A 13,379-nucleotide genomic window follows, 5' to 3' on the forward strand; every position below is an offset into this window, starting at 1 on the left:
TATGCACACCAGGCTGGGAGTAACGATTCGTACAGATGTTCAAGCAATTGCCCCATTTCCTAACTGATAAGCGGACAAACGCTGCTCGGCGAAATCGCCGGCGGTGGATTGCTGTATTGGTAGGTTTGGGCGGAATTGCTTTGGTTGGGACACCGGAATGGGGGGCTGATTGGGCAATCGCTCAGGGCCCGGAGCCAGAAACTGAGTTTCAGCCAATTCCAACACCCCCAAAATCGGGTTCGACGTCACCTCCCCAATGGTCGCCCGCCGCTTGGGCTGCCGCAGTATCGATTGACGCGACCGCAAAAACCTACAGCTCGACCGGCACACCCAATGACGTCGTCGATTCGCTAACGCACTACTGGCAAACGTATTCCGGGCAGGGACTGCCTGGTGTTAAAGCCGCGAGCAACTCTCCAGTCGTCTTTTCCACCGCTTCGTCCAGGGTTTCGCCCAGCCTTTCACGCCGGACGGTTCCGAAGTCGTTTGAAGCGGGCAAAGTGCCAACGGGTAGCTTCCACGCTGGCATGGCGATTGACGGACGTTTCCATGCAGCCAGCTTCCGAACCCAAAATTCGGAAGTGGCTTCGAGCACACCGTTTGCGAAAGACGGGATCGAGAAGGACGGTTTCACGGAAGCCGATTTTTCAGAAGTCGGCCGTACCGAGACAAGTTCGCGTCAATTCGAGCAACCGCTTCGTGATACGGCATTCAGCGAGCTGATTGCCAATCAATCCAGTGACAACGGAACCGGCAATCAAACCGGAAATGTCACCGGAAACGTGACCGGCAAGGTAATTGAGAAAGCAACCGGCAATGTGACGCATCGGGCTGTTCCGTCTGGAAATACAGCTTACGGAAATCCGTCAACGCCCTATCCGCACTATCCCAGTACTCCGGTGTTTGCGGCGGACGTGCCGATGCCGATCACGCAGGGACCCTACAGTCGTCAGTTGGATCCGTTTCGTGCCCGCGTGCAATCGGGTGTGGACGTATTGCCGGTCGGTACCGAAGCTCTTGCGAGCGGGGACGTGGCGCTGCAGCAACCGATGTGGTGGGAGGACATGGTTAACCAGTCGTTGTCGCTGGGGGATCAAACCGTTCCCGTCGACGCAGCCATGTTGGCCCAGGTTTCTCTGGCATCGTCACCGTACGTGCGTGGGTTGTTGACCGAACCCAATATCCGTTGCAATGATTTGGTAATCGCCGACGCGCAGTTTGACACGCTGGCGTTTGTCGACGCGAAGTTCACCGGTACGAACGACCCGATCGGCAGTGCCTTGACCACGGGCGACGCTTCGACTCGATTCAAAGATGACTTGTTTGGGTCGGCGTTTGGCGTTCGGAAGCAAACACGAAGGGGCGGCACGGTCGAGCTATTGCAACGCGGCGGCTTTCAGTCCAACAACTCCACCTACTTAACACCCAATCCGCAAGGCACTTCGCGATTGGAATTGAACTTCTCTCAACCGTTGATGCGAGGTCGGGGGAAGGCCGTCAACATGACACAAGTCGTGCTGGCATCGATCGACGTGAAGCTATCCCGAGCGGAAGTTCGCCAGGATATCGAAGAGCACTTGGTGGATGTCACGCGAGCGTATTGGCAATTGTACCAAGCCCGAGCGGAATACCTGCAACGGATCAAGTTGGTCGCGGCCGCCGAAGAACTGCACGCGATGTTGGTAGCCCGTGATTCATTGGATTCGCAACAGCGTCAAATCTTAAGAGCAGAGGTCGCGATCGCGAGTCGGCGCAGCGAGTTGGTGCGGATTCAAACGCGAATTCGTAACGCACAATCGACGCTGCGTTTACTGACTGGTGACGCTGGCTTGGTGGGCGGTGCGAATTGGGAATTGCTGCCGGAAGACCGACCATTGAGTGTGCCAGTGGAAGTCTCCACGCGGCAAGCGACTTTGACGGCGTTGGACAATCGGCCGGACATTGCTGCCTCCTTGCGAACGATCCAGGCCGTGTCCGCTCGCGTCGGTGCCGCTCGCAATCAAGTCTTGCCGAAGCTTGACATGATCCTGAGCAGCTATGTTGCTGGGCTGGACGGCAATCGAAACACATTCGGTGCGATCGGCAGCCAGTTCACCGATGGTGGACCGAGTTTTGCAGGCGGTATCGTTTTCGAACGCCCGGTAGGAAACCGAGCGAACGAGGCTCGTTTGAAACGCAGTCGTTGGGAATTGACTCGCAGTGTTTACGAGTTTCAACAAACAACCGAAGCGGCGATCACGGCGGTGGAGATTGCCGTGCGTGAAACAAACGCCTCGTATGCCGAGATGGTTGCCAAGAAACGAGCTGTCGCGGCTGCATCGGCGGAAGTTGAATACCTTCGTCAACGATGGCAGTGGTTGCCGGATCCGAATGAAAGCGCGGTGTTGTTGATCGAAGACTTGCTAGACGCGCAAGAACGCACTGCGGATGAAGAGGAAAGTGTGGTCCGGGCTCAGGTCTCGTACGCCCTTTCGTGGATTAAGTTGCGTCAAGCGATGGGCGTGCTCTTGCAGTTTGACGTTGGTCCGCAATTGGACGCAGCGCCCGGCATGTCGGTCAGCGAGTTGAATGATTCGCAAGTGAATCCTCAATCGTTACCGCTCCCTGAGCTTGCGCCGCATGTGAATCGAGTGACTTTGCCAGCTGTCGGTAACGATGCAGGGCAGGGTGCTGGCGTTCGGTCGGGGCAGGGTGAATCGCCAATCAGCGTGATGGGGATGGACGCATCGGATTCGAGACCGTTCGATGTGGACTCGTTGGATGACGACCTGTTGAAATTGGGGCCGCCGCAGTGACCGAGAACCTGGATCGATCGTCAATAGCGAAACGAATCGGCAACCGTCTTTCAAACGATGGCTGGTTGGATGATATGATCAGTCTGGCCCGGGAGAACGCGGCGAGGATGACCCGGCGCGGTGTCGTTTTGCCCAAGCCCAAGCCCGTCAGTTGGGTAGGCAGGGCTGCCATCGCCGGCAAGTCAAATCAAACGCTGGCCGAAGTCTTTGAACAACCCAAGCCGGCGGTAACGGATCGAGAGTTGGTGGAAGCGGCCGCGACGGTGATCGTGGCGATCAAACAATCCAAAGGCCTCGATCTGTTCGATACCCAGCTTCGTGCTGGTTTGGTGATGAGTGTCGGCGGATTAGCGGAAATGCAAACCGGCGAAGGCAAAACGTTGTCAGGCGTGTTGCCAGCGTACATCGCGGCATTGCGAGGCGGCGGGGTGCACGTCGCCATGCCCAACGCGTACCTGGCTCGACGCGACCATGACTTGCTTAGCGAAGTGTTTGCGTTGTGCGGGATGACGTGTGGTTTTGTGGACGATCACGATTCTGGCGAAGCGGCACGAGCGGCCTATCGATGCGACATCACGTTCGGTGCGGCTCACACATTCGGATTTGACTATTTGAAGGACTCGCTGTCACGAAAGAGTTTGACTCAATCGCGAATCGGAACGCGTGTGCTGTCGCAGCTTGACGGTCGCTCACCGTTGGAATTGCGTCAACGACGTCTTGCTGCCGCGATCATCGACGAGGCCGATGATGTGTTGCTCGATGACGCATTGTCACCCTTGATCCTTAGCGGAGCGGTCGGCCAGGAAGAAGCCGTGGATGCTTCGCTGGTCCGGGCGGCCCGGCAATTGGCGGATGAATTGACGTGCGGCGTCGATTATCGCATCGATTCGCCGGGACAGGTCGTGTTGACTGCCGCGGGAAGCGAAGCGGTTTATTTCGATCTGAAGAACGGTGCCTTGCCGGTCGGTAGCGAGCTCCAACGAGCCTGGCATGAATACGTGCAAACGGCACTGCGAGCAAAGTGGCATTTCTTGCGGGACATCCACTACGTCGTGAAGGGTTCCAAGATTGAAATCATTGACGGTGCAACAGGGCGCATCTTCAGCGACCGGACTTGGTCACGCGGTTTGCAACAAGCGGTGCAAGCTCGCGAAGGAGTGCCAATCACGCCAGAGCCTTCGACGTTGGCTCGGATTACCAAACAACGATTCTTTCGTTCTTATCCGTTTTTGGCGGGAATGACGGGGACCGCCAGCGGTTGTGAACGAGAGTTCGCTCGCGTGTATGGGCTGCCGGTTGTGACCATTGATCCTCGGCTTGCCAATCGCCGCCATGGGCATTCCACACGCATTTTTCGAACAATGGCTGACAAGTTCCAAGCGGTGATCGACGAGGCGATTGAGTTTTCGGACCAGGGCAGGGCGGTGTTGGTGGGCACGCTCAGCATCGAAGAAAGTCTGGTGATCGCCGGACTGGTTCAACAACGCGGCCGAGACTGCACGCTGCTTAACGGCATCCAAGACGCGGATGAAGCGGCGGTGATCGCGACAGCGGGACGATCGGGGCAGATCACCGTGGCAACGAACTTGGCTGGTCGCGGTACGGATATTCATTTGGACGACATTGTCAAAGATCTAGGCGGTTTGCACGTCATCGTAGTGCAGATGCATTGTTTGGCTCGCGTGGACCGCCAATTGATTGGTCGTGGTGCTCGATGTGGCGACCCAGGTTCAGCGTGCCGGTTCGTGTCGGCCGAAGACGAATTGCTGGTCAAGTTCGCCCCTTGGGTGGTAAGGGCGATCGAACGCCGATTGGAAGACGGCGAGGTGGTAGCAGGCCCCACTTTGGAAAACGCAATTGCGTCAGTCCAGAACAAATGTCAGAGAGAAGAAGCGGGACGCCGCGCTGAGGCATTGCAGGCCGACGCGTTGGAACGATCACTGGCCGCTGGATTGAATTCGAACGAACACCCTACTGCTTGTTGGGCTATCTAACTATGAACATCAGAACGCATTCTTCGATCTCAAACCGTTCCGAAAGCCGTCTCGCGGATGTTTTGGGCTGTGATTTTGGCCTTGGTTTCCTACGTTGTGCTCGGAAAGTCCCAGTCGCGATGGCGTTTTTGGCTTTGCCGGCATACGCCCTGTCTGCGTTGCCAGTTCATGCACTTGAGGTCGAAACGTTCACTCAGCCTTATCGGTCCGTCAACGTCGCGGCGGCCGAAATGGGCGTCATCGACGAAGTGTTGGTCAAGGAAGGCGACGTCGTCAAGCGATCGCAAACGCTAGCAAAGCTCGATGAATCTGTGCTGCAGGCCTCACGCAAGGTGGCCGAAGCCACGATGCAGGCGACGAGTCGTGAGCGAACGGCGGAAGCAGAAGTTTCGTTGTGCCAGCAACAATTGCAAAGCTATCGCAAGCTGCATACGTCCGGTAACGCGACCCAGCGTGAGGTGGATCGTGCCGAGAGCAACTATTGGCAAGCGACAACTCGTTTGCAAGCGGTCCGAGAAGAAATTCATATTCGCAAGTTGGAACACGACCGAATTGTGACCCAAATTGGACAGCGGTCGGTCACCAGTCCGCTCGATGGCGTTGTGGTTTCGATCAACAAAGAGGCTGGTGAATTCGTGTCGCCGACCGATCCTGTCTTGATGCAAATCGTGGTTCTGGACCAATTGCGGGCGGTGTTCTCCGTTCCAATGTCGATGGTGGAACCTTTGGAAGTAGGCCAGGACGTTGACGTTCGGGTAGGGCATACGAACAAGACTGTGCCAGCGGTGATTGAAACCATTTCACCGATTGTCAACGCCGAAAGCGCATCGGTGCGGGTGACCATTCGTCTCGACAACGTCAAACGAGAGCTGCGCAGCGGCGTGGTTTGCCGCTGGGACTTGGACGACGAAACCGTGTCAAACTCAGGCGACAAACTTCGAACCGCTCGGATTCCGTCGGACGACCAGACGGATGCTTTTCGCGGTAGTCAACGCGCAGGTGTGCGTTAATGTTGACTGACGTCCAATCCGAAACATCCGTTCGCACCGCGAGCGATATTGAAGCGTTTGCCAACGTGAACGAGGCATTGGCTGCCGCGATCGAATTGCAATCGCAACTTGATCGGGCGGACACCTTGGAACAAGCGTGCCAGGATTTAGCGGCACGACTGAAGCAAATTCTTGGTGCGGATCGCGTCGTGGTCGCTTGGCGGAGCAGCGAAAACTCGCCAATGCAGCGGATGGCGGACGTGGGAGCCAGCGACTCAACTTCCGACGACGAACACTACGCCGCGACGCAGCAGACCGATTCGATCATTCGTGCGGCGGCCGAAGAAATCGCTGTTTGGAATGAAACGCTGGTTTGGAAAGCCAGCGACAACGGGGCAGGGCAGTGCATCGATCGACGTGGTGCCACGATGGCGATCGAGCAGTTTGCCGGTTCCGCTGGCGCGGGATCGATGGTTGTGGGATGTCTGACCGACCATGACGATGTTCCGCGTGGTTGCTTGATGGTGATCGATGCGGACGCGCCCAATGCACGGGCGTTTGTCAGTGCGTTGGGACCGGTCATGGCAGGCAAGCTGGCGGCGATCGAACGGATGCAGCCGGGCACGATCGAGCTGGGCTGGCGAACACTGAAGACCTCGCTGCTATCGTCGACCCGTTTTCGCAGTGCGATGATTGCGGCCGCTGGCTTCACAGCGTTGATGCTGGCGCCGGTGACCTACACGATTTCAACGCCCTTTGAATTGCAACCCGTCACGCGACGGTTCGTTGCCGCACCGATCGACGGTCCGCTTAAGAAATGCATGGTGCGACCTGGTGACGTGGTCACCGAAGGTGAATTGTTGGCGGAGATCGATCCAATGGATTTGGATTATGAATTGGCCGGCGTGCGTTCGGAATTGGATCAAGCGGTGCAGTCTCGCAAGAGCCGGATCGCGGAGCAAGATTTTGCTGCAACGCAGCTAGCGGAGTTGGAAACGCAACGTTTGCGTTATCAAACCGAGATGCTAGGTCAACAGCGGGAGCGGTTGGAATTGCGCAGCCCGATCGATGGGATGGTGGTCAGTGGTGATTGGCGAAGCAGCGAAGGGATGCCACTGAGCCGCGGCAAGACGTTGTTTGAGGTCGCGCCTTTGGACGAGATGATCGTTGAGTTGTGGATTCCAGAAGCGGAGTACCATCATGTGCGCACGGGAATGACCATCCGGTTCGCCACCCATGCCCAGCCCGATACCAAGTTGACCGGGACGATCGCCCGCGTGTATCCGAAAGCGGAACTGCGTGGACAAGACAACGTGTTCTTGGCCGAAGTGCGGGCCACGAATCCCGACGGCCGTCTGCAGCCCGGAATGCGAGGTCATGCGACGGTTTACAGCGATCGACACACGATCGGTTGGAATTGGTTGCATAAGCCCTGGCACGCGGCTCGTTCAGCGATGGGGTGGTAGGCAATGTTGCTAAAGAAAGCCAAGGATTTGCGAGTTTGGCCTGTGCACGAACAGGGCAAGTTGGTCTACCGGATTGAATTGCCGCGAACGCATCAGTTCTTCCGCGTCGGCTATCGTGAGTACTTCTTGCTATCGCTGTTGGATGGGAAGACCACCTTGCCGCAGGCATGCAGTGTTGCGGCCGCCGAGCTAGGCGTGGACGCTCCGTCGACCGAAGAGGCAAACTCGATCGCCCGGTGGATGTTGCAAAACAAGGTCGTTCAACTGACCGATTCGTCGCTGGCCGAGAATGCCGACGAGCTGTCGCGGCCGGAGCCCATCTCGCTGTGGAAACGAGTCAATCCGTTCTGGATGAAGTTGCCGCTACCCAAAGGCGAACGCTGGATCAGCGCGGTGGCGCAGCGATTGTTGCCGTTGATGTCAGGACCCGCTTTGGCGTTTTCGGGTTTGATCGTGTTGGTCGGGGTGGTGCTGTTGATCGCTCAACGAGCCGCGTTTTTGGACGATGGCGTGCAGTTGTTTCATCCCAGCAGTTGGGCCTATTTGTTCGTTTCATTCTTGGGTTTGAAGCTGGCCCACGAACTGGCCCACGCCGTTGCGTGTGAACGCCAAGGATGCCGGGTGAATCAATTTGGTGTGGTGTTCGTCTTGTTCGCGCCGCTGGCGTACGTGGACGTGTCCAGCAGTTGGCGGTTGGAATCAAGAGCGGCACGGATATTCATCTCGTTCGCGGGGATGTGGGCGGAGATGGTGATCGCTTCGATCGCGATGATGGTTTGGACATTCAGCAGCGACGTGACGACCCAGTGGATCGCTCAATCGGTTGTGATGACGGCCGGCTTGGCGACGATCTTGTTCAACGCCAACGTGCTGATGCGGTTCGACGGCTACTACATGCTCGCTGACGCGATCGACGTTGCAAACTTGGCCGATGAAGCGTCAACGTCAATGCGTGAACTGTCTAAACGTTGGCTGTTCGGGATTCAAACCCCGCGAAGTCTTGAGTTGACTGGATGGCGGCGGTGGGCCGTATTGGCTTACGGTGCCGCAGCGATGGTTTGGCGAGTCATGGTGTGTATGGCCTTGGCGATCGCGTCCTCGACGCTGTTCCATGGTCTCGGTCTGGTCTTGACCGTGATGGGAATCGTGATGTGGTGGGGGCAACCCGGTTGGAAGCTGGTCACGTGGTTGCGTCAGCTTTACCAAACACGTGAAGCGACATTCTATCGTGGTGTGCTATCCAGTGCCATTGTTGGGTTGATGTTTTTGGCCGGCGTGTTTTGGATGCCGTTACCATCGACGGTGCAGACCCCCGTGGTGACGCAAGCGGTCGCTTCGTCGATCGTTCGGGCTCGAGTGGATGGATTCGTTAAGGAAGTCTACGTTCGCGACGGACAAGAGGTGGTGGCGGGGCAACCGTTGTTGCGCATCGAAAACGAGGAGTTGTCGTTCCAGATCAAACAGTTGGAACTAGACCAAAAACGAAACGCGATCGAGCTTCGCATCGCGACACGAGATCACAACGATGGTGAAGTGCAGTGGCGACGCAAACGCGATGCGGCATTTGCCGAACAACACCGACAGTTAAAAGGCCGAGTGGATTCGATGTTGATCCGGGCGGAAAAGGCGGGCCGGATCAGTGGCCGCACCCTTCCGCAACTTCGCGAGACGTTTGTCGAGGAAGGCGTGGCGATTTTGGAGATCATGGATGGTCAAGACCAAGAATGGATCACGCTGATTTCGCCGGACCATATCGAAGAGGCGCGACAGCGGATTGGCCAGAACGTTCGCGTGCGGTCAGCAGATTATCAGACGTTCGAAACGAAGCTGTTGCGAATCGAGCCAAGAGCTTCGGACGCGGTTTCTGAACCCGCGTTGGCCGCCGTTCATGGTGGCACGCTGGCGACGCAGCAGGACCGAGACGCGGGCGAAGGTGAATCGCTTCGCTGGACGCAGCCCTATTTTCGTGCTTGGCTTGCCGTCCCGCCTCAGCTGACCGATTCCAATGATGCCAACTCCCGCGTTACGCGTTCAATTCCCAACGGGATGCGGCTGGTTGCCGATTGTGGGACCGATTCGCGAACCTTCGCCGCTCGGCTGCGAAACTGGATCCGCCAACAAATGATCGCCCAAAACGCTCTGTAGGCGAACTGGACTTCGGCGTGAGGGTTGGCGAGGCACTACCTTGGATTTGGCTATCGCTCTAAGATGCCCACCGCATCAAAATGCCATCTGATTTCTTGCCTTTCGCTTTCCTGATTTGTTCATGCATTCGCTCGACCTTTACGACTACCAGCTACCTCGGGAACGGATCGCCCAGGAACCGCTTCGCAATCGTGTCGATGCTCGGCTGATGGTGATCGATCGGGCTGCTGGAACGATTGAGCATCACCACGTTCGTGATCTGCCGGAATTGTTGCGGGCGGAAGACTCGCTGGTGATCAACAATTCTCGCGTCGTGCCGGCTCGCTTGTTGGGCAAGCGAACCCGCACAGGCGGACGTTGGCAGGGGCTGTTCTTGCGCAGCGATCCGGCCTCGGGTATTTGGGAGATGTTGACCAAGACTCGCGGTAGTTTGAAGACTGGCGAGACCATCACGCTGCAAGATCGCGATGCTCGCGAGGGCGGCTTGTTGGAAGTCGTGGGGCGTGACGACGAAGGGCACCTGATGGTGAAGCCGATCGCGGAAACGTTCACCGCCACCGTCGATTTCACCGGCGTCAGTTCCGGAGGCCCAAAGTCCGGAGCGGAGGCGTCGCCAACGCAGTGGCTGGAACGCTACGGCCGGGTGCCGATTCCACCGTACATCCGCGATGGCCGGATGGTCGATGCGGATGTGTCGAACTATCAAACGGTGTTCGCCAGCAAAGACGAGGACGACAAGAAGAGCGTGGCGGCACCGACGGCGGGTTTGCACTTCACCGACAGTCTGATGAAGACGATCGCGAAGGGGCAGACGGCGATCGAAGAGGTGACGTTGCACGTGGGCATCGGAACGTTCAGGCCGATCGAGGCTGAAGACATCGACACGCACCACATGCACCAGGAATGGGGCCGGATCAACGCGGACAGCTGCAAGCGAATTTCACTGCGCCGTGCCGCTGGTGGGCGTTGTGTGGCAGTGGGCACGACGAGCGTGCGGGTGCTGGAAAGTGCCGTTGCGAACAATCAAGGCAAGCTGGCCGAATGGACCGGGGCGACGGACTTGTTCATCAAACCGCCGTATCAGTTCGGGGCCGTGGACGCGTTGATGACCAACTTCCATCTTCCCAAAAGTTCGTTGCTGGTGCTGGTTAGTGCTTTCGCAACTCGCGATCTGATTATGCGGGCGTACCAAGAGGCGATTGACGCGGAATATCGGTTCTTCAGCTACGGCGACGCGATGTTGATCGTGTAGTTGTGGACGTTTTGAGGGATGTGGGGCTCAGGGGAACCGGCTGAAGCCTGGACTCCAGCGGGGGCTAACTATCGAGAAGCCTGGACTGGGCGGGGTTTGGTGGTATCTTTCTTGGATGAATCCAAACCAGTCGGTCCCGCCGAATCGCCCCGAAATTCTTAACGCTGATGTCACCGAGCCGCAGGGTGTAGCTATCGCTCCCGAACTGCTTGCGCCAGCCGGCAATTGGGATTGCGCCGAGGCGGCGGTCGAAAACGGAGCCGATGCGATCTATTTCGGCGTCGATCGGGGCTTCAATGCTCGTCATCGGGCGGCCAATTTTGGATTGGGCGATCTCGGTGAGCTAATGGCGATGTTGCGTCGCCGCGGTGTCCGCGGGTATGTGACGCTCAACACGCTTGTCTTTCCCGACGAACTGGTCTCGCTGATCGAGGTGGTCGAAGCGATCGCTCGAGCCGGTGTGGACGCGGTTTTGGTCCAAGATTTTGGCGTCGCGCGGATCGTTCGCGAATTGTGTCCGGATCTTGAGATTCACGCGTCGACGCAGATGAGCTTGACCAGTGCCGAGACGATCGCCGTCGCGGCGGAGCTTGGACTGGCGAGAGTCGTTCTGGCTCGAGAGTTGTCTGTCACCGAAATCGCGAAGATTCGCAAGGCGACGTCGATGCCGCTGGAAGCGTTCATCCACGGGGCGTTGTGCGTGGCTTATTCTGGGCAATGTTTGACCAGCGAGTCACTGGGCGGGCGCAGTGCGAACCGAGGGCAGTGTGCTCAGGCGTGTCGATTGCCGTACGACCTCGTTTGTGATGGCGACGATCGCGAGCTCGGCGACGTTCGTTATCTGTTGTCGCCCCAAGACTTGGCCGGTTACGCGGCGATACCGGATATGATCGCGGCGGGTATCGACTCGCTGAAGATCGAAGGACGTTTGAAGACGCCGGAGTACGTCGCCAACATTACCGGCCACTACCGCCGTGCGATCGACCAAGCGGTCGCGGACGGTGTGGTGCGATTGAGTCAACAGGATCGCGAAGAGATGGAGTTGTCGTTCTCGCGAGGCTTCACGCCAGGGTGGCTGGAGGGGAACGATCACAAGCGATTGGTGCCCGGTATCCGAGCGGCGAAACAAGGGATCGAGATCGGCGAAGTCGATGACATCCGCGGCGACGAGATCCGAATTCGGGTCGGTGCGGGCGTCGCGTTAGGTGACGGGCTGGCGATCACGTCAACGGCGGCGGTGAAGGCGAACGACGCGTACGCCGGCAGCGGTTTTGCGGACAACCATCAAGGCGGCCGGATCTATTCACTGCGGGCGCGCAAGGACAAGCTGAAAGCCGCCCCAGCGGGCAGTGACGTGTGGGTCGGATTCGGCCGCGGTGACATTCAGTGGGATCGTATCGAGATCGGAGCGACGGTTTTCAAAAACGATGATCCAAAGCTGAACAAGAAACTTTCCAACACCTTCGGCGGCAAGCCACGGCGAACTCGCCAAGTGGATTTTGAAGTGGATGCTCAGGTTGGCAAGCCGCTCAAACTGACCGGAAAGCTGCATCGTTCGGATCCATCGGCTGAGCCCATCGAAGCAACGGTCACCTCCGAAACACCACTCGAAGTGGCTCGGCAGCATTCCATCACCGAAGAGGTGCTAGCCGACAAGTTGGGGCGACTGGGCGGGACTATTTTTCATCTCGGTTCGATGTCGGCGACGATTCAAGGAAACCCAATCGTGCCGCTGGGCGTGTTGAACGCGGCACGTCGTGAGCTGGTCGATCGTTTGTTGGCCAAGTTGAACGAGCCGCCAAGCCGTCGGTTCCACGTGGAATCGGCTCGTCAATTGGTCGAGCCGATCCAGGACACCGGACAGTTGCAGGTCGCTGCGCCGAAACTGAATGTGTTGTGCCGGACGATGGAGCAGTTGCAGGCTGCGGTGGAATCACAAGTGGAAACCGTGATCGCTGATTTTCACGACGTACGTGAACATCGCCAGGCGGTCGAGGTCGCGAACCAGGCGGGTGTGCCGATCTTGCTCGCGTCGATTCGCATGCAAAAACCCAGTGAAATGGGCTTTTTGAAGCAGCTCGTCAAACAGGCTCCGGACGGGATATTGGCTCGGAATCTGGCCGCGATTGATGTTGGATTGAACGCGGGACTGCAAGTCGTATCGGACTTCTCGCTGAACGTTGCCAATCATCGGTCAGCGGAATGGTTAATCGATCGCGGTGTATCGCGGGTAACCACTTCGTATGACTTGAACGCGGACCAGCTTGATGGTTTGGTGGCGGCGACACCGAGTGGTTGGTTGGAAATGGTGATCCATCAACACATGCCGATGTTCCACATGGAGCACTGTGTGTTTTGTAGTGTGTTGTCGCCGGGCACGAACAAGACGAATTGCGGGCGACCGTGTGATCGGCATGTCGTGCAACTTCGCGATCGCGTGGGACAATTGCATACCTTGCAAGCGGACATCGCGTGCCGCAACACGCTATACAACGCGACACCGCAATCGGCCGCGGACGTGGTGTCGGGGTTGGTTGATCGCGGGGTGGGGTGGTTCCGTGTCGAGTTGTTGGAAGAAAACGCCGAGCGAACGTCGGAAGTCATCGCCCTGTACCGCCAACTACTATGTGGTCAGGTGACCGGTCGCGATGTCTGGCAGCGTTTGTCAGCGGACAATCGTGTTGGAGTGACGCGGGGTACCCTTGAAGCCAAACGAAATCCCTTAGCGATCATTTAGC

At 57.8% G+C, this 13,379-nt stretch carries 7 protein-coding genes; all 7 read left to right on the forward strand.

Going from position 1 to position 13,379, the window contains the following annotated elements:
• Positions 1-35 precede the first annotated feature (35 nt).
• The gene (locus tag ACR3ZL_RS12635) at positions 36-2,795 is read left to right on the forward strand and encodes a TolC family protein (protein ID WP_486173511.1); all 2,760 of its coding nucleotides are present in this window, start codon (positions 36-38) and stop codon (positions 2,793-2,795) included.
• On the forward strand, positions 2,792-4,789 hold the full coding sequence (locus ACR3ZL_RS12640) for a preprotein translocase subunit SecA (protein WP_486173512.1): 1,998 nt from the start codon (positions 2,792-2,794) through the stop codon (positions 4,787-4,789). The genes ACR3ZL_RS12635 and ACR3ZL_RS12640 overlap by 4 nt, the downstream gene beginning before the upstream one ends.
• A 2-nt stretch (positions 4,790-4,791) precedes the next feature.
• Positions 4,792-5,799: an efflux RND transporter periplasmic adaptor subunit gene (locus ACR3ZL_RS12645; protein ID WP_486173513.1), complete on the forward strand. Its 1,008-nt coding sequence runs from the start codon at positions 4,792-4,794 to the stop codon at positions 5,797-5,799.
• A complete protein-coding gene (locus tag ACR3ZL_RS12650) occupies positions 5,799-7,244 on the forward strand; it encodes an efflux RND transporter periplasmic adaptor subunit (RefSeq protein ID WP_473652787.1) in 1,446 nt (481 codons plus the stop codon). Before ACR3ZL_RS12645 ends, ACR3ZL_RS12650 begins: the two co-directional genes overlap by 1 nt.
• A 3-nt stretch (positions 7,245-7,247) precedes the next feature.
• Positions 7,248-9,389: an efflux RND transporter periplasmic adaptor subunit gene (locus tag ACR3ZL_RS12655; protein ID WP_473652786.1), complete on the forward strand. Its 2,142-nt coding sequence runs from the start codon at positions 7,248-7,250 to the stop codon at positions 9,387-9,389.
• 121 nt (positions 9,390-9,510) lie between these two features.
• Positions 9,511-10,641: a tRNA preQ1(34) S-adenosylmethionine ribosyltransferase-isomerase QueA gene (queA, locus tag ACR3ZL_RS12660; RefSeq protein WP_473652785.1), complete on the forward strand. Its 1,131-nt coding sequence runs from the start codon at positions 9,511-9,513 to the stop codon at positions 10,639-10,641.
• Between the two features lie 115 nt (positions 10,642-10,756).
• Positions 10,757-13,378, forward strand: coding sequence for a U32 family peptidase (locus ACR3ZL_RS12665; protein WP_486173514.1), 2,622 nt, complete (start codon positions 10,757-10,759; stop codon positions 13,376-13,378).
• Position 13,379: the final 1 nt, after the last annotated feature.

The sequence above is a fragment of the Rhodopirellula sp. J20-39 genome (assembly GCF_057365095.1).